This window comes from Pseudoalteromonas sp. SG43-6, from assembly GCF_014164365.1.
Taxonomy (GTDB): domain Bacteria; phylum Pseudomonadota; class Gammaproteobacteria; order Enterobacterales; family Alteromonadaceae; genus Pseudoalteromonas; species Pseudoalteromonas rhizosphaerae.
Map to the genome: position 1 here is coordinate 68,242 of NZ_JACJEZ010000011.1, position 19,221 is coordinate 87,462.

The 19,221-nt window shown below is 40.8% G+C and carries 13 protein-coding genes; 5 read left to right on the plus strand and 8 right to left on the minus strand.

Annotated elements, in window-relative coordinates; genetic code table 11:
• Nucleotides 1–34: 34 nt before the first annotated feature.
• From H5201_RS06820 to H5201_RS06845, 6 genes are all read right to left on the minus strand, one after another.
• Nucleotides 35–694, minus strand: a complete 660-nt coding sequence (locus H5201_RS06820) for a hypothetical protein (protein ID WP_182717326.1) — start codon at nucleotides 692–694, stop codon at nucleotides 35–37.
• Nucleotides 695–1,058: 364 nt separating this feature from the next.
• Complete coding sequence (locus H5201_RS06825) at nucleotides 1,059–1,724, minus strand: class I SAM-dependent methyltransferase (RefSeq protein ID WP_149980345.1); 666 nt, start codon at nucleotides 1,722–1,724, stop codon at nucleotides 1,059–1,061.
• 9 nt (nucleotides 1,725–1,733) lie between these two features.
• Nucleotides 1,734–5,375 carry an AAA family ATPase gene (locus H5201_RS06830; protein ID WP_182784049.1) on the minus strand — a complete coding sequence of 1,214 codons (3,642 nt, stop codon included), beginning with the start codon at nucleotides 5,373–5,375 and terminating at the stop codon, nucleotides 1,734–1,736.
• A complete protein-coding gene (locus tag H5201_RS06835) occupies nucleotides 5,372–6,616 on the minus strand; it encodes an exonuclease SbcCD subunit D C-terminal domain-containing protein (protein WP_182784051.1) in 1,245 nt (414 codons plus the stop codon). Before H5201_RS06835 ends, H5201_RS06830 begins: the two co-directional genes overlap by 4 nt.
• Before the next feature lie 76 nt (nucleotides 6,617–6,692).
• The gene (locus H5201_RS06840) at nucleotides 6,693–6,932 is read right to left on the minus strand and encodes a hypothetical protein (protein WP_145238872.1); all 240 of its coding nucleotides are present in this window, start codon (nucleotides 6,930–6,932) and stop codon (nucleotides 6,693–6,695) included.
• Between the two features lie 128 nt (nucleotides 6,933–7,060).
• Complete coding sequence (locus H5201_RS06845) at nucleotides 7,061–7,315, minus strand: hypothetical protein (protein ID WP_145238869.1); 255 nt, start codon at nucleotides 7,313–7,315, stop codon at nucleotides 7,061–7,063.
• A gap of 305 nt (nucleotides 7,316–7,620) precedes the next feature.
• Here H5201_RS06845 and H5201_RS06850 point away from each other — a divergent pair, with 305 nt between their 5' ends.
• The 4 genes from H5201_RS06850 (at nucleotide 7,621) to H5201_RS06865 (ending at nucleotide 12,270) form a co-directional block, all read left to right on the plus strand.
• Entirely contained in the window at nucleotides 7,621–10,062 is a 2,442-nt protein-coding gene (locus tag H5201_RS06850) for a M1 family metallopeptidase (protein WP_149980349.1), read from the plus strand.
• Nucleotides 10,062–10,580: a DUF6702 family protein gene (locus tag H5201_RS06855; protein ID WP_149980350.1), complete on the plus strand. Its 519-nt coding sequence runs from the start codon at nucleotides 10,062–10,064 to the stop codon at nucleotides 10,578–10,580. The genes H5201_RS06850 and H5201_RS06855 overlap by 1 nt, the downstream gene beginning before the upstream one ends.
• A 161-nt stretch (nucleotides 10,581–10,741) precedes the next feature.
• Nucleotides 10,742–11,377, plus strand: coding sequence for an HAD family hydrolase (locus tag H5201_RS06860; RefSeq protein ID WP_182717332.1), 636 nt, complete (start codon nucleotides 10,742–10,744; stop codon nucleotides 11,375–11,377).
• A gap of 167 nt (nucleotides 11,378–11,544) precedes the next feature.
• Nucleotides 11,545–12,270 carry a YebC/PmpR family DNA-binding transcriptional regulator gene (locus H5201_RS06865; protein ID WP_182761151.1) on the plus strand — a complete coding sequence of 242 codons (726 nt, stop codon included), beginning with the start codon at nucleotides 11,545–11,547 and terminating at the stop codon, nucleotides 12,268–12,270.
• 205 nt (nucleotides 12,271–12,475) lie between these two features.
• Here H5201_RS06865 and H5201_RS06870 read toward each other — a convergent pair whose 3' ends face one another.
• Complete coding sequence (locus H5201_RS06870) at nucleotides 12,476–14,653, minus strand: malate synthase G (protein WP_182784053.1); 2,178 nt, start codon at nucleotides 14,651–14,653, stop codon at nucleotides 12,476–12,478.
• Nucleotides 14,654–14,909: 256 nt separating this feature from the next.
• On the opposite strand from H5201_RS06870, the gene H5201_RS06875 reads away from it, so the two are divergent.
• Nucleotides 14,910–16,511, plus strand: coding sequence for an isocitrate lyase (locus H5201_RS06875; protein ID WP_182784055.1), 1,602 nt, complete (start codon nucleotides 14,910–14,912; stop codon nucleotides 16,509–16,511).
• Between the two features lie 627 nt (nucleotides 16,512–17,138).
• Here the strand turns inward: H5201_RS06875 and H5201_RS06880 are convergent.
• On the minus strand, nucleotides 17,139–19,163 hold the full coding sequence (locus H5201_RS06880) for a S9 family peptidase (protein WP_182784056.1): 2,025 nt from the start codon (nucleotides 19,161–19,163) through the stop codon (nucleotides 17,139–17,141).
• Nucleotides 19,164–19,221 lie beyond the last annotated feature (58 nt).

Genomic DNA, 19,221 nt, shown 5'->3' on the forward strand with positions numbered 1-19,221 from the left:
ACTATTTCGTTTAGTAGCAGCCTGCTCTGGGCTGTTACTTGCTGCTATAAATTACTTTATTGGTATGAGTTAAGATTACGAACCGCTTCACCCTTTTAGCATGTCGCCAACTAAAAAATAAAATCACAACGGTAATAAACAAACAAATACAGACAATCCCCATTAATGAAGAAGCATGTTGTAATAAGCTTGTTTGGGGGAGTGACTTTACGTTTTGAGTAGCTAAACTAATCGATTGCATGCCTTTTCTGGGTAGGATGATTTCATAGACATGATCATTAGGTTGTACTTCGGCACGTTGTAAGTTGCCCGCTGTTTGCCATTGTAATTCAAACTGTTGGCGTTTTTTTCGCTGATGCTCCGTACACCAAAGTGCATTAATGGAGGCGTTTTCTTTAGTTTTACAGCGCGCTGGCAACTCATAAAAATTGCGCCATGCAGTCTGTTTTGCCGTGTTGTTATATGAGTGTAGATAAAAACCAGCTGTTATTGGTGATTCAATTATATTCGCGAAGCTGTCTTTATCGGTTGATGTTGTGATGTTTTCTCTGCGATTACAAAAATCAGCTAGTCGAGTTAATAGTGTTGTGTCAGGTTGTTCTAATTGCGGTTGTGTCAAAGGGGAGTAAACAGCGGATGCAGTACATAGCGGGCTGAAACTGAGGGAGATTAATATAAAAATCCATTTTTTCATTAGTTACGTCCTGTAAAAGATGAACTTACAGCCTACCATTATTTTTTGTTATTGCAAACTTTATAGGTACAAAAAAATAAGACGGTAACCGTTAAAAGCTTATATTTGGCTTGAAAGCACATGAAAAAATTATTATTGATTCTAAGTGTGTCAGTACATTGTTGTTAGTGGGATGATACACAATCCCAAGTAATGGTGGTTTTATTAGACCTAATACGAATCTATTTGGTTAGGGTAAGATATTGAAAAATAAAGTGTCAATATTAAAACCGTTAACCAGCGTTGGGTAAACGGTTTTAAAAATGCTTTAATGCATGTCTAGGAAGTAATAGAGCATTGTGAAAGGTAAATTATTAGTTTACGTTTAGCGTTTTTGTGCCACATAACCACTAAAACCAAGTGTTTTAAAATACAACTTGCCACTATTGAAGCCTGTTTCATCGAGTAAGTCGGCAAGACGAATTCTATCAAGTGGGAAAAACTCATGCTCAAAATTATGCTGCATGCGCTCTACCCCTGTTTCAGTTAAGCCTAATTGTTTGCTGAGTATCAATTGGGCATCACGCTCAAAAAGTGTTTCTGGACGCATTAAATCGGCTAAATATAATTGCCCATGTGCTTTTAGCTGTGTGCTAATTGCTTGCAACATGGCTTTTTTATCGCCGTTATCTGCCACAAAGTGCATCACTAATAAGCATAATGCGGCATCCGCTTGTTGTTTAAGTTCGGATGGCGAGCCTAAGTGTAAAGTAACCCGCTCACTGATCCCAAGCTCAACAAATCGTTGCTTTGCGATATCGAGCATGTCTTGTGAGGTATCTTGTGCAGTAAAATGCCATTTAGGCTGCAAGGCAGCAAGGAGGGCGACTTCTTTACCGGTACCGGCGCCTATTACCAAAATATGTGCTTCATCGCCGAGCGTTGCTTGTAGTTGCGCTGCGGTACTGTTGTGCAGTAATTCATACCCCGGTACTAAACGAGGAATGCGAGAATCATACTGCGTTGCTTCGTCTTGTGTAAATGTTGGCATTACTATTCCTTAAATAATTGTAACAGTCGAATAGCCACCAGGTTTCTTGGCGACATGAACTTGGGTAGCAACCCGTTCTGTCATTTGAGATACATGGGAGATCACGCCCACTTTGCGCCCCTGCGCTTGTAATGAATCAAGTGCATCCATGGCAATGCTTAATGTTTCACTGTCTAACGTACCAAAGCCTTCGTCAATAAACAAAGAGTTAATACTTACTTTATTGGATGACAAAGATGCAAGGCCCAGCGCAAGTGCCAACGAGACTAAAAACGACTCGCCGCCAGATAAGGTATTAACTGAACGTTGCTCATCGGCCATGTCCTTATCAACAATGGCGATATCCAAGGTTTGCTCAATAGCTGTAAGTTCATAGCGTTTGTTTAACGTTCGTAAGTGGCTGTTTGCATAGTGTAATAATATTTTTAGCGTTTGCGTTTGTGCTAAGTTACGCATGGTTTTACCCGTTGCATCACCCAACACTTTATTAAGTACATGCCATTGCTCGACGTGTTTTTGCAAGGTTGCCAAGTCAGTTTGTTTGCCTTGCAGCGCCTGACGGTTTTGATTGTGCTGTTCAAGTACAGTATTGGTTGCAAGCTGTGCTTTGTGCTGCGCAGCTTGCTGATCGTTTAAATTGGCTAACTGTTGAATAAGCTCAGCATGGCTTTGCTTAGGTTTATCGCTGTTTTGATGCTGTAAGTAAGCGTGTTTGTGCTGCTTTAACGCGGCATTTTCATCTATTAAAGCTTGCGCTAATTGTTCATGTTGCTTTAAATGCGTTTTAATTTCATCGCTACTTAGTGTTAGTAAAATTGTGACCTGTTCGTGGCTTGCATCGCTGTAGCGGCTTTTAAATTCAGCAAACCATTGATTATAGCGAGTATCGAGGTCGGCTTGTTCTTGCGTATTTTCAAGTAGCCGTTGCTCGAGGCCTTGCAGCGTTATCGCGTGCTCGTCGCGTTGTTTTATCGCGTTATCGTGCGCTTTTTGGCTGCGCTGAAGCTGTGCTTGGCATTGCTCTTGTTGAGCAGCTAGCTTCGTTTGGTAGTCGTCAGCACTAATGTGTTCACTATTAAATAGCGCTAAGCGCTCACTTTGCGAGCTGCTATGTTGTTGCTGTGCTTTGGCTAAATCATCATTTAGGTTTTTTAAGATCAGCTCCGCATCACTGATCAGCGGTGTAAACTGCTGCATCTGTTGGTCAGCGCTATCGAGTTTTTTTTGCGCTTGCTCAAGTTGCTCTTGGTTGTGCTGATATTGCTCAACTTGCTGGTTTAACTCAGTTAAATCAAGTGTATTATTTTGCAGTTGTTGCCAAAATTGAGCCTCTTGAAATTGTGAACCAAGGGTCGCGGTTAGCTCATTAATTTGTGTGCTTAGCTCACTTAGCTTGCTATTGAGCTGGCTTTGTTGATTGCTTAGTTCAAGGTGGCGTGTATGTAACTGTTGTTGAGCTTGCTGCTCATTTTTAAAGATACTTTGCAGTTGGTTTACCTGCTCTTGCAAGTTGCGCTGTTGTTTTTGTGTTGCATAATACTGTGTTTTTTGTTCATTGAGCGCAATGTAACTGGCCTCTAATTGCTCTGAGGTTAAGTCATTAAGTTCAGTGCGGGCTGCTTGCATGGTATGTTTTATTTCAAGCTGTTTAGTCTGTGCAGTCTGTACCGCTTGGCTGTGTTGTGTGTGTTCAGCAACGAGCACAGCATGCTGAGTTTGATGCGAGTGAAGCTCTGCTAGGGCATTCTCGTAGTGCTGTTTTGCATTTTTATAGTCATTTTCAAAAGCAGCGATTAAGTTAGTTAATTGCTGATCTGCGAATGGGTGTTCGGTTGCCCCACATACCACACAAGGTTCATTTGGCGTAAGTTGAGCACGTAAATGTTCGATACTTTCGCTGGCACGCAAGCGAGCTTGATTTAGTGCGTATTCACTGTGTTTAAGCGTTTGTTCTCGTGTTACAAGGTTCTGGGTTAGCGTTGTTTTTGTTTGCTCGCCCTGACTTAGTTTGCTTGCAATAACACTTTGTTGTTGCGTGCTTTGCTTTAGCTCTTGATTAAACTGTTTGTAACGCTCGCGTTGCTCTTTTAAGTAATCGATACTTTTAAGTTTGGCATCACATTGCTCAATATTAAATTGGCCGTGTTGCTTGTTGAGTTGATTAAGCTTTTGTTGTTCGCTTAAAAGTGTTTGTTCGCTTAGCGTCAGTTTTTTAGTTTGTGTTTCCAGCTGCTCGTTTTGCCGTATAAGCTCAGCTGCTAACTGTGTACTTTGCTCAGTCGTTGTTGCAAATTGCTGCTTAGCGTGCAAAAACTGATTAAAGCTATGCTGATAGTAATTCCAATCACTCGCTAGCTGCTTAAGTTGACTATGCTGGGTTAGCCATTGCTGATGTTGCTCGGAATGTTTTTTTGCTTGTTGATGGCTTGCTTGGCTTTGTTTAAATTGCTGCTGTAAATGAGTAAGTTGTTTTTGCTCTTTTTCATTTTGCCTTGTAATGCTGGTTATTGTTTGTGTTTGCATCGCAAGTTGATTGTCGAGCTCACGCGCTTTAGCAATGATTGGTTCTGCGCTTTTTTGCTGTTGTTTCGCCGTTTGCAAGCTCTCGTTGTGCTTTTCAAGTGCGCTGGCAAGATCAGTAATGAGTGCCGCGTGATCGATACTCTTTAAATCATTTACCTTGGTATTTAGTTCATTATTTTGCGCCGTTAAGCTTTTAAAACGATTGCGATTGTCTTTAATTTCCAGTGCACTTTGCGCTTGTTTAGCCTGTTCACTTTGTGTTGCAATGGCTTTAAGCGCTGTACTGGCTTGTTGTTGATTTTGTTGTGCTAGATTCAGTGCTTGCTCTAAGCTATTGGCTTGCTTATACCAGTTTATACCCTGCTCGATGCCAGCTAAGGTTTTTGTAGTATCTTCAATTTGCTGTTTTAAATCATCAAGTAGTTGAGTTTTCGCGGCAAGTTCTTCGTCGGTGAGTAAGGTATAACTGGCTAAACTGGCTTTGAGCAATTCGAGTTTATTTAGCTGTTCTTTATGGCGCTCAAAAATACGTTTACCAATCAAGCTAAATTTATCTGTGCCAGTTAAGCATTCTAAAAGCTGGGCTCGTTCATCACCCGTGGCCTTTAAAAATGCCGCAAACTCATGTTGCGCTAATAATACCGCCCGCGAGAATTGTTCAAAGTTGAGCCCTATTTTACTTTCGACTTCTTTTATGGTGTTGCTTTTATCAGCTATTAGCGTTTCGTCTGGCAAAGTATAGAGGCTGTGCTCAGCTACTTTTAACTTGCCGGTTATTTTTTTATGAGTTCTTTGAATGGTATAGCGCGCGCGATAGAGCTGTTTATCTTGGCCTAAAAAATCGACCTCGGCAAAACCTTCCCATTTACCCTTACGTAATAAGTTACGTGGGTCATTTAACTTTATACTGTCGCCATTAAAATCTATTAAGTTACCTTTATCACCTCTTAATCGAGCTGTTTTGGTATAAAGGGCTAAGCAAATCGCATCTAAAAAAGTGCTTTTTCCTGCACCGGTGTCGCCCGTTATGGCAAATAAACCAGCATCCCTTAACGGTGCTTTGGTAAAGTCGATTTCGGCGTCAACAATTGAGGCTAAGTTATGGATGCGTACTGCGGTTATTTTCATAGTTGTTCTTGCTCCGCAAGTTCGCTTATTACATCGTTTAAAAGGGTTTTTAGCTCATCCGGGACAGCTTGCCCCGCCATGTCTTTGTTATTGGCAAACGCTTGCTCTAATAACATTTGCGGGTTGAGCATCTCGACTTGGCTTAAATCTTCAAAGACAGTTAAACGCTGCTCTTTATTTTGCTGACGAACGCGTTCTATGCCACAAAAGCGTACTTCTTTGTTCTCTAGTGCTTTTTCAATTTGCTCTCGAAAAGTTGTATCGGTATCACCTGCACTAAGCTTTACTCTTACATACGGAGCTTGGCTATATTGGCTTAGGTCTAGGCTCGATAGTTGTTGGCATAATTGTTCAAGAGGTACGCACTCTCCTTCAGGTAATAAAATCACTTCTGTTGGGCGAGGAATGTAAAGGGGGTTTACAGTCACTGCAATCGTATCATCAGTGGTGGTTGTAAACTCAGCAACACATACTTGGTGTTTATAGTTGCGCTCTGAAAACGACATCGGCATTGGTGTACCGCTATAGCGGATTGTCTCGGACTTTGCGACTATTTGCGCTTTATGCAAGTGGCCCAGGGCAACGTAATCAGCATGATTGCTAAACACGTTTGCTGTGACTGATTCTTCTCCGCCAATTATCAAATTTCGCTCAGAATCACTAGAGATATCGCCGCCCTTGGCATGTAAGTGCCCCATCACTATTAGCGGCGTTGTTGCAGGCTTATCAATGAGCGCATGCTCAATACTTAGCTGGTACGCCTTAGCTATGCCTTGAGCGTAATCGTGACCGTTTTCAGTGTGACTAAGTGAACTAACATCACTGGCACGTAAAAATGGCATTGCAACGATATGAGCTGTTACAGGGTTGCTATTTAAACGCAGTACCACATCTGCTGGACTATTCGGATCAAAACGGCCTACGACCTGAGTATCAAACTGAGCAAGCAGCGGCTGGGCGGCCATTATGCGATTTGCAGAATCATGATTACCGGCAATAAGCACTATTTGTAATGCAGGGCAGTGTTTTTTGGCATCTTTTATAAATTGGTAGAGTTGATTTTCACTGCTAGCAGGTGGGGTAGCTGTGTGATAAATATCACCAGCGACTAACAGCAGATCTATTTGTTGTGTGACGAGCGTGTCTATCAGCCAACTGAAAAACACCTGATGCTCTTGGCAGCGATTGTGTTCGTAAAATTGTTGGCCTAAATGCCAATCTGAGGTATGTAAGACTTTCATGTCACGCTCTTAAAAAACAGTTAAGAGCGTCAATATACCCAAGCTAAATTAAGATGCAAGGGCACAAGCTTAATCTTTAACTTGTTAGGTTATACCAAGCAAAGATCACCATGGGTAAAGCTAACAATGCCAGCACTAATGGTACTTTGAGTGCTTTGGTTTGTTTGGCCTGCAGTACTTTTAACGCATTCGTTTCGTTACAGGCAGCTACTTTATCAATATAAAAATAACCTGAATCTAAATACTGTTTACAACTTTGTTCATCTGCTGGAATTGCAATTACTTCTTGTTGTTTTTTTAGGATATAAAAATCCATATGCCCACCGCATTTTACTAGTATGTTGAAACACTTTTGAGGAGAAAAGCGATGCTTTTAACCCCCTCAAATCAAAAAAGTGGGCGATTTTAAATACAAATGACTATAAAGGTCAACTAAAGAATTCATTATTTAGCCATTAATACAAAAATAGCCGAAATTAAGCTAAAAGTTATGCTTATAACCACCAAACTACTGCATAAAACAAGCCACTTTTTACGTTTTTTACTATGTTTTGGAAAGCGAGCGAGTGCGTCGTTTTTATCGCAAGCCGCAACGACTTCAACAAACTCAAAGCCCCGCTTTTGATATTCATTTAGTTGCTCAGTCTGAGCTGGAATTGCCGCAACACTATTATCTTTTTTTACAATGTAAAATTTCATCGGTTACCCCTGCAAGCTGTCAGCTAACTTATTCAATACTATGGTAAGAGGGTTTACTACTCATCGTTTAGGTTAACGTGTTTACAAACTGTAAAGCTAACTGTAATTGACTTGCATTAATTAAGCCTGAATTTCGTACAAAAGTTGCTGTAAACCCCCTTTACAATAATTGCCTTGTTGTTAATCATCAGTATTTAAGAATAAGTTATTTTTTACCCTATAAATGCGGCGGTTTATCGCTATTTCATTGAATATATCTCACTATTTTGACAAAGTATGCTTACGAAAAATTAACAGGATTAATTATGAAAAAAGCAGTTGTAACTTTAGGGGCTATATTTCTACCGTTAGCTCTCTCAAGTACTGTTATGGCTTCTGCAGTTGAGCAAACAAAAGGCAGTTATGTTGATAAGTTTCGCCAACTTGATGAAGTGCTGCCTACACCGAATGTTTATCGTAGTGCAGCAGGTGAGCCTGGTGAAAAATATTGGCAGCAGCATGTTAATTACGACATCGATGTAAAGCTTGATGAAAATGCACGTCGCTTAACAGCAAGTCAAACCATAGAGTATAAAAATAATTCACCGCACACACTCAAGTATTTATGGTTGCAACTCGATCAAAATATTTTTAAAAGCGACTCTATTGCAGAACGTACTGCTACATTTAACGGCTCTGCCCTACAGGGAGATCCACAACCAAAAGCAACTAAATTAAGTTTAAGTCAGTTACGTCGTCAACAATTTATGAGTGACAATGAACTTGGCTTTACAATTGCTAATGTTAAAGATGATAACGGTAAAGAATTAAAAGTCACAGTTGTTGATACACTAATGCGTATTGACTTAAATGAACCACTGAAACCAGGCAAAGACACTGAATTCAGCATGGACTTTGCTTTTAACATCGTCGAAGAAGATGCCGTTGGCGCTCGCTCTGGTTACGAGCATTTTGAAAAAGATGGCAACGACATATTCTTACTTGCTCAATGGTTTCCGCGTTTAGCTGCTTATACAGATTACGAAGCATGGACTAATAAAGCCTTTTTAGGCAGTGGAGAGTTTACGCTAGAATTTGGTGATTATGATGTTGAGATCACTGTTCCTGCCGATCATATCGTCTCTGCAACGGGTAAGCTTGATAATGCTAGTAGCGTGCTGACCCGTACTCAGCGAAACCGTTTAGAACAAGCCAAAAATACAAAGCGCCCAGTATTTATCGTTACTGAAGATGAAGCCTTAGAAAATGAAAAAGAAGGCACAGACAAGACCAAAACATGGCACTTTAAAGCTGAAAATGTGCGTGACTTTGCATGGGCGTCGTCGCGTAAATTTATGTGGGATGCAAAAGGTTATCAACAAGGCGGTAATGATCAGCCATTAGTGATGGCTATGTCATTTTTCCCCAAAGAAGGTGGCGATCTATGGAAGAAGTATTCGACCGAAGCAATCGTACATACAATGGAAGTTTATTCACGCTTTTCATTTGATTATCCATACCCTGTTGCGCAGTCAGTCAATGGTCCAGTAGGCGGTATGGAATATCCAATGATCACATTTAATGGCCCTCGAACTGAGTTACAGGATGACGGTTCGCGTACTTATTCACAAGCTGAAAAGCGCTTTTTAATTGGCGTGGTGATCCACGAGGTTGGTCATATTTATTTTCCTATGGTGGTGAACTCTGATGAGCGCCAATGGACTTGGATGGATGAAGGTTTAAACAGCTTTTTAGATGGTGTTGCTGGGCGTGAATGGGATCCAACTATTCCATGGGGGGTTGAACCACGTGACGTTGTTGCCTACATGAAGTCTGAAAATCAAGTGCCGGTAATGACTCAGTCAGACAGCGTACTGCGTTTAGGGCCTAATGCTTATACCAAACCTGCGGCCGCACTGAATATTTTGCGTGAAGTGATTTTAGGTCGTGAGCTGTTTGATTTTGCGTTTAAAGAGTACGCCCAGCGTTGGAAGTACAAGCGCCCTACCCCTGCTGATTTTTTCCGTACTATGGAAGAAGCATCAGGTGTTGATTTAGATTGGTTCTGGCGTGGCTGGTTCTATAGCACTGATCATGTTGATATCTCGCTCGATAAAGTCTATCAATTACGTTTAGATACTAAAAATCCTGATATAGATTTTAATCGCCTACGTGATATTGAAGCGGCTAAACCTATGCCACTATTTGTGGAACGCAATAAGGCTGAAGCTAAAAAGCTATGGGTTGAAGAAAACTCCGACGTAACTGATTTCTACGATGAAAACGACCGCTTCACTGTTACTAACAAAGAGCGCAACTCGTATAATAAATTCTTAAAAGGCTTAGAGCCATGGGAGCGTAAAGTACTCGATCGCGCAGTTGCAGAAGATAAAAACTATTACGTGCTTGAATTTTCGAATTTAGGCGGCCTAGTAATGCCAATTTTACTTGAGCTTAGCTATGAAGATGGTACTAAAGAAGATCGTATGATCCCTGCCGAAATCTGGCGTCGCAACCACAAACATGTGCAAAAACTTATTATTACTGATAAGAACAAGCCTTTGGTATCAGTAACGGTTGATCCTCGTTGGGAAACTGCAGACGTAGATGTTGAAAATAATAACTACCCTCGTCGTATTATCCCTTCACGTATTGAAGTGTATAAAAAAGAGCAAAGTAAAGCCAAAGTCAGCCGCGATATCATGCACGATATTAAAACTGAGCTAAAAACAGGTGACGAAAAAGACAGCGATAAGGAGCAAGAATAATGCGTTTTATGCTTATTATTCTTGCTTTTATAGTTGCTATGCCAGCGATGGCGCATCAACTTAAAGCATCAGTAACTACAGTTTTATTTAATAAACGTACTAGTAATATTGAGCTAATGCATCGTTTTTATTTACATGATACCGAGCATGCTGTGGAGCATTTATTTGCCGGTGGTGCAGATATTATTAGTAATAAAGAAGATCAACAACGCTTTGTAGATTACATCGAATCACATGTTGCTTTACAAACACTCGATGGTGAGCCGCTAGTGCTGAAGGAAGTGGGTGCGCAAGTTGATGGTAAGTTTTTTTGGGTTTATCAAGAAGCACCGATCCCAAAGGATATTAAAGGTATCCGTATGAGTCACGGCGCGCTGCGCGATTTATGGCCTGCGCAAGTGAATATGGTTAATGTTGAAGGTAAAGGCAAAGTGAAAACACTGCACTTTACCCAAGATGACACTTGGCTAGAAGCGCGCTTTGAACCAGCTAATACAGCGGTAGAGCAAACAAAGTAGGCAAATTTAAAAGTCCCCCAACCGACGCGCACAGTAGTTTTGTGCGCGTTTTTTATTAATTTTTATATTAAATACGAATATGTTCCTTTTCATATCTAATTGCGTAAACTATCTTAAAGTAAGTAATTTGGATGAAAATCAAATCATATACAAGGAGTGGTATGAATACGTATCAAAGTACAGTAGCTGGGGTTATTTTTGATTTAGATGGCACCTTAGTATCATCTGAACTTGATTTTACTCTTATCAAAGCTCAAGTCGGTTGCCCTGACGAGCATGATCTACTTAGTTTTATTGATGGCCTTCCGTCTCCTTACATGCGTGAGGAAGCAATGAATATTGTCCATCAGCATGAGCTTATTGATGCTCAACATGCAACGTTGTTACCTGGTGTAGCGCAAGCTATCGCGCGTTTAAAAGAGCAAGCAATACCAATGGCAATCGTGACACGTAATTACGACCGCGCTACTGCGCTGAAATTAAAAAATAATCCGTTGCCAATTCAAACTGTACTCACGCGTAGTGATGCCCCCCCTAAGCCAGATCCGAGTGCTTTGAATGCAATTGCAACGTTATGGGGAATAGATCAGCAACATATACTTTATGTTGGTGATTATCTTTATGATATCCAGGCTGCACATAATGCCAATATGCGTGCTTGTTTATATGCACCGAGTGATGTTCCTGCATATGCAGAACAAGCTGATTATATTCTGCACCATTTTTCTGAATTGCCTAAGTTAATAAATAATTTAGGGCAAACACGACAATCTCGACTTATAAATGCTTCAGTTTAAGTAGAATTTTAGTGTTATGTTAAATAGCGTGTTGTTTAACTTTTATAAGCGTAAGTACTGTTAAGCGAAATGTCATAATTGTGATTTTGCAGTCATTTAATCACTAGCTCAATACTGCGCAAATTGTTAAAATGTTGCCAATATCGAGTTTCCAATAGAGGCATAAGATGGGCAGAGCATTTGAAGTACGTAAAAGCTCCATGGCGAAAACAGCCAATGCTAAAACCAAAGTTAATTCTAAGTACGGTAAAGAAATTTACGTAGCAGCAAAAAATGGTGAACCTGATCCAGAAGTAAACCAGTCGCTAAAACGCTTAATCGAACGCGCGAAGCGAGATCAAGTACCAGCACATGTCATCGAAAAAGCGATAGAGAAAGCTGCTGGCGGAGCTGGTGAAGATTATGCAACAGCCCGTTACGAAGGCTATGGCCCAGGTAACTGTATGGTGATTGTTGACTGTTTAACAGATAACCCAAATCGTACTATTAAAGATGTTCGCTTACCGTTTACTAAAACTGACTCAAAAATAGGTACACCAGGCTGTGTAGCACATATGTTTGATCATTTAGCTGTACTTGGTTTTAGTGGTGACGATGATGAAGTGGTACTTGAAGCTTTAATGATGGCTGATGTTGATGTAACCGATGTAGAAGTTGAAGATGGCAAAGTATCGGTTTTTGCTCCACATACCGAATATTACAAAGCAAAAACAGCATTAGAAGAGGCGTTTGCAGGTATTATTTTTGAAGTTGACGAAATCACCTTCGTGCCACAAGTGCATATAGAAATTACTGATGCCGATGTTATCGCTAATTTTGATAAATTTATTGCAATGTTGGAAGATTGTGACGACGTACAAAACGTTTATCATAACGCCACGGTAGTGAATTAGGCTGAAGTTATAAATTTAGCTAGTAGTAACACTAGTTTCGAGAAGATACAAAAGCGCATTTCATTGCTGGAATGTGCTTTTTTGTTGTTGATGGCTTATTTTTCTGAATGCTGATTATTCAGCAAAGTTATGGTTAAAGGATAATTTAAGCAAAAAAAACCAGCCCGAGGGCTGGCAATATGACACTAACAAACTCGAAGGGGAGTTATTGTTGCGCTTTATATTTTATACGAAACGCATGCAACAATGGTTCAGTATAACCACTGGGTTGTTTAACTCCTTCTAATACAAGGGCTAATGCCGCTTGATATGCAATACTTTGTGCTAAGCTTTGCACTGAATCGGCCATATTAACATAAGTCGGATCCCCTTCATTTTGGCCATCCACTACTTTTGCCATTTTCGCCATGGTAGTTTCTATTTGTGCCTGCGTGCATACCCCATGCTGCAACCAGTTAGCCATATGTTGGCTTGAAATACGCAGTGTAGCCCTATCTTCCATTAATCCTATATGGTTAATGTCAGGCACTTTAGAACAGCCTACACCTTGATCAATCCAACGTACTACATAACCTAAAATACCTTGAGCATTGTTATCCAGCTCTGCCTGAATATCTTCTTTGCTCAAACTATTAGGATCAACCATCAAAGGCGGAGTTAATAGTTCTGTTAAACTAGCTTGTTGACGCTGGGCAATCGCTTTTTGACAGGCAAACACATCAACGTCATGATAGTGCATAGCATGTAAGGTGGCTGCAGTAGGGGAGGGCACCCAGGCAGTATTAGCGCCTGCTTGCGGATGGGCAATTTTTTGCTCCATCATCAACGCCATTTTATCGGGCATTGGCCACATACCTTTGCCTATTTGTGCGCGACCACTTAACCCGGTTTGCAAACCGATATCGACATTTCTGTCTTCATAAGCATTGATCCAAGGTTGTTGTTTCATGGCTGCTTTTGGTAATACTACACCTGCTTGCATTGAGGTATGAATTTCATCACCTGTACGGTCTAAAAAGCCAGTATTGATAAATACCACACGTTGTTTAGCAGCATTAATACAGGCTTTTAAGTTCACCGATGTACGGCGCTCTTCATCCATAATGCCCATTTTGATGGTGTTTTTGGGTAACTGTAAAAGCTGTTCAATACGACTAAATAATGTATTGGTAAAAGCAACTTCTTCAGGACCATGCATTTTCGGTTTGACGATATTGATACTGGCTGCAGTTGAATTTTTTACCGGGCTATTGCCATTTAAGTCATGCAGTGCGGCAGTGACCGTGATCATTGCATCCATGATACCTTCAAATACGTCGCGGCCTTGGCTATCTTGAATCGCAGGGTTTGTCATTAAATGGCCAACATTACGCACAAACATCATACTACGCCCTTTTAGACTTAGCGGTTTGCCATCAATACCTGAATAACTGCGGTCTTTAGCGAGTGTACGCTCAATCGTTTTGCCATCTTTTGTGAATGACTCAGCGAGAGTGCCTTTCATTAAGCCTAACCAATTTTGATAAACTTGCACTTTATCTTCGCCGTCAACGGCGGCAACGGAGTCTTCACAATCCATAATGGTGGTAAGTGCAGCTTCGAGGAGGACGTCTTTTAAGCCCGCTTTGTCGGCGGCACCAATGCTATGATTATGATCTATTTGTAGCTCTATATGGAGGCCATGACTGAGTAATAAAATTGCCCTGGGGTTTTGTGCTTCACCTTGAAAACCAACAAGTTGCGCTGGTTGTTTTAAGCCTGTTTGTGAGCTATCACGTAAGGTGATGATGAGCTGCCCATTAACTACCGAATAATTAGTACTTTCAATATGTGAGCCATTTTCAAGTGGTAACGCTTTATCTAAAAACTGCCTTGCGTAGGCCATTACTTTAAAACCGCGAACAGGATTATAGTTGCTGCCTTTTTCAGCGCCATCTTCTTCGCTAAGTACATCAGTGCCGTATAAGGCATCGTATAACGACCCCCAGCGTGCGTTAGCGGCATTAAGTGCAAAGCGTGCATTACTTACTGGCACAACCAGCTGAGGGCCAGCTGTGCGGGCTATTTCAGGCTCAACATTTTCTGTCTCAATGCAAAAATTATCGGGCTCAGGGACTAAATAACCAATGTCAGTTAAAAACTGTTGGTATTGCGCTGCATCCCAGTGTTTATTTGCTAGGTGATAGCTATCAATTTGGTGTTGTAGGTCTTCACGCTTGACTAATAATGCACGGTTAAGCGGACTAAGATCATCAATAATTTCAGCAAATCCTTGCCAAAAGTGTTTTTCGCTAATACCTGTACCGGGTAGCAGTTGCTGGTTAACAAAATCGGCTAATTGGTTATCTACGGTTAATCCAAATTGGCTGTGAGAGAGTGTCATAATCGATATCCTTTTAAACGGTCGCGGTGCAATTGACTGCATGTGAGCAATCTTTTGTTAACCATAACCTAAAAATACGCAATAGGTGTTCTTTTAGCCATTCACTAAATATATAGCCAGCATAACAACTATAAATTTACTAAATCCAATAAATCGGCCTAATGTTGATTTAAGCGCTACAGAGCATTAACTCTTAGCCTCTCACACAACCATATAAATAAAATTTAGTTTTAACCCGTTCAGAGGATTTTTTATTATGACTACTTATCAACGTGAAACCGATACTTTAGCTACACTTTGTCAAGCACAAGGTAAAACATGGCAAGCAATTAATCCTGAATACGCAAGTCGTATGCGTTTGCAAAATCGTTTTCGTACGGGATTAGACATCGCCCAGTTTACAGCTGACATAATGCGTGAAGACATGGCTGCATATGATGCTGATACCAGCCAATACACACAATCGCTTGGTTGCTGGCATGGTTTTACTGCCCAACAAATGATGATGGCGATTAAACGTCACCAAAAAACCACTAAGCGTAGCTACGTATACCTAAGCGGTTGGATGGTTGCTGCGCTGCGCTCTGAGTTCGGCCCACTGCCGGATCAAAGTATGCACGAAAAAACCTCAGTACCGGCGTTGATTGAAGAAATTTATACTTTCCTAAAACAAGCCGATGCTCGTGAACTTGACCATTTATTTAAAGACTTAGATAACGCCAAAGCAACTGGTGGTGATGTACAAGCGGTACTTGATAAAATAGATAACTTTGAAAGTCATGTGGTACCGATCATCGCAGATATTGATGCTGGTTTTGGTAATGAAGAAGCAACCTACTTACTCGCTAAAAAAATGATTGAAGCGGGGGCATGTGCTATCCAAATCGAAAACCAAGTTTCAGACGCGAAGCAATGTGGTCACCAAGCAGGTAAAGTAACTGTGCCACACGAAGACTTTTTAGCAAAAATTAACGCCGTGCGTTATGCCTTTTTAGAACTGGGTATTGATAACGGTATTATTGTCGCACGTACTGACTCACTTGGTGCCAGCTTGACCCAAAAAGTGCCGGTATCACAAACACCTGGCGACCTTGCTAGTCAGTACAATGCGTTTTTAGAAACCACACCAATTGACGGTGTTGAAGATTTAAATGAAGGTGATACGGCAATGAAGCTGAACGGCCAACTATGCAAGCCGACTCGCCTTGATAATGGTTTATACCAATTCCGCGAAGGCACAGAAAAAGACCGTGTTGTACTAGATTGTATTACCAGCTTGCAATCGGGTGCTGATTTACTGTGGATTGAAACTGAAAAACCACATGTAAAACAAATTGCTGAACTGGTTAATCGGGTTAAAGAGCAAGTTCCTGACGCTAAACTGGTTTATAACAATTCACCTTCTTTCAACTGGACATTGAAATTCCGCGAGCAAGTTTATCAACAGTGGTTAGACGAAGGTAAAGATCTATCTGCTTATCCAAGTATTGATGATAATAAGGCACTAATGGCACCAGAGATGGATGCAACTGAACTTGCAGTCGCAGCAGATGAGTTAGTACAAAACTTCCAACGCGATGGCGCGCGCGAAGCTGGTATTTTCCACCACTTAATTACGCTACCGACCTATCACACGGCTGCATTGAGCACTGATATTCTGTCAGAAGGCTACTTTGGTGACTTAGGTATGCTGGCTTATGTACGTGATGTGCAGCGTCAAGAAATTCGCCGCGAACAAGCATCCGTTAAGCATCAAGACTTAGCAGGTTCTAACATGGGAGATACCCATAAAGAGTACTTCTCAGGTGAAAATGCGCTTAAAGCTGGCGGTGAAGCAAACACTATGAACCAGTTCTAACATAACAGTCCAACTCAACAATGTTACAAAGGGCCGCAAGGCCCTTTTTTTGATGCTAGCAATTACACAGGATATACAGCTTTACACCTGCTAACTTTACCGCTCAGATCAGATTTTAACTAAGGCTTGGATCAGTATTTAACTAGCATCAGATTTACTTTCAATTTTTGGATCAGATTTTTATCAAGTAAATTTTTTTGCGGTATTTCTTATCAATTTAGCGATTTAATCAGCTTTTAGCTCTTTGGAAAGGGGGGATTTTGATAAAAATGGCCGTTATTAGCCATTAATCAGAAAATATAAACCGATTTTTTACCAACTCTAACCGACTACAAACCACTTTTTTACCAACTTAAACGCCATAAACAGTGACTCAAACCGATTTTTTACTAACTCAATGACCAAAAAATGTCATAAACCGAAATTTTACTAACTCGATTTTTTACAAAGTCCGATATTTGTGTAAACTTTAGAATATGTGAATGAGCACTCACTTTTTGTAAAGGGGGTTTACAGGGGATTTGACTAGTGACAAATTAGCGAGAGTAAAAGTTGTTAAGGACCAAGCTACGGTTTCTAGCTTCACACTTGCAACTTGTTAACTTTACTCTCGCCGCTAACTAATTTCTATTTACTATGCTTATCAAACCACCATTGAATATAAGCGACTTTAGCCATCAAGTTTGACGGCCGTTTTGTTATGCCATGTGATGCATCAGGAATACGTACCATTGCTGTATCAACTCCTTGTAGCTTTAATGCTTGATAGAATTGCTCGGTCTCAGAAATAGGAGTGCGGTAATCCGCTTCACCAGTGAGTAGCATGGTTGGTGTTTTAACATTACCAACATAGCTAATTGGCGAGCGTTTCATATAATGCTCAATATGATCCCATGGCTTACCTGGGAACCAGTAATCGGCAAAGAATGGGTAGAAGTCAGCAGTTAGTACAAAGCTGATCCAATTGATCACCGGCTTGGCAACAACAGCGGCGGCAAATCTGTCGGTATGGCCAACAATCCACGCCGTAAGTACACCGCCACCTGAGCCACCGGTTACAAACAGTTTTGACTGATCAATAAAACCTTTGCCAATAAGCGCATCAACGCCAGTCATTAAGTCATCAAAATCGTTACTAGGATAATTGTGATGAATAGTTTGCGCGAACTGCTTCCCATATGAATCACTACCACGCGGGTTCATATATAAAACCACATTACCTTTAGCGGCAAATAATTGTATTTCAGCGCTAAAGTGTGGACCGTAGTTAGCGACAGGGCCGCCGTGTATTTCTAAAATAAGGGGATATTTTTTACTACTATCAAACCCAGGAGGGTAGGCGACCCAACCTTGAATTGGTAAGTCGTCATAACTTGATTTGAGCCAAATTTCTTCTACTTTTGCCAGCTGTTTATTACCAAGCGCGTCGTCATTTAATTTTGTTAAACGTTGTGTTTTACCATTTTTAACTATTGCTATATCAGCAGGACGTTGGGTATCAGCAAGCGTGATTGCCACATCACCATCGTCGCTTATATCAAAGTCACCACCAGAATAAGGGCGACCGAATGAAACACTCCCTATTTTTTGTGTGATCACTTTTCGTTTGCCGCTACGTGGTTGATAAGCGAGTGCGGTTTGGCCTTCACTGGCGTAACTAAAATAAAGCCCTCTAGAATTATCAGCCCATTTAATTTGCTCGACACTGCGGTCAAAATCAGCGGTTAAACTTGTGGTATCACCCGATTTTAAATCGCGAATATATAGCTGGGTATTTTCATAATTGGTACGTTTATCATCATAACCGGTATAGGCAAGATAACGCCCATCTGGTGATATTTGCGGTTGTTGATCAGGACCTTCTCGGTCGGTAAGCGCTGTTATTTGTAGATCATTTAATGTCAGCTGATATATTTCAGAATTTGTTGGTTTGAGTTTAAAGTCAGCATGGCGATTAGCCGAAAAATAAATGCTGTTACCATCTTCAGAAAAGCTAACTGGCCCGCCATGATCAAAGTCGCCAGAGGTTAACTGACGGGCATTACCGCCATTGGCTTCAATAGTAAACAAATGACGAAAACCAGGCTTGGTATAACCGCCGCCATCGGCACGATAATATACGTCATCAATAAATTTAGCAGGCTCTGCCCAGCTGGCACCTTCAGGCTTGCCTGGTAAGTTAATAGGAGAACTAACTTTACTCGGTACAAATTGGCTAAACAGTAATTGCCGACCATTAGGTGACCACTGCAAACTTGCAGGGCTTTGAGTAAGATTACTAATTTTTGCAACAGCGCCTGTTTTTAGCCATTTTACATAAATTTGGCTACTGCCATCACGAGTTGAAATAAACGCTAAACGTGATTGGTCTGGCGACAAGACAGGGGAGTAATCCATATGTACACCCGATGTAAGCGGTTGTAATTGCTTTGAACTACTGTCGACAGACCAAATATTACTAACTTTACTATCTGATTTAATGTCCATCCGATTTCGAACAAAGTAGACGGTTTTACCGTCGTTAGTCATTTCAATTTGATTGGCATATTCAAGGTCGAATACATTTTCTAGTTGAAAAGTTTGCAGGTTATCATTGGCTAATACTGAAAAACACAGCGAGGTTAGGAGGGCTGCGGGGGCAATCAATTTCATTTTAATTCCTTGTTATTAATTATCGCACCTAACCGTTATAGAATAACAAAACCCAAAG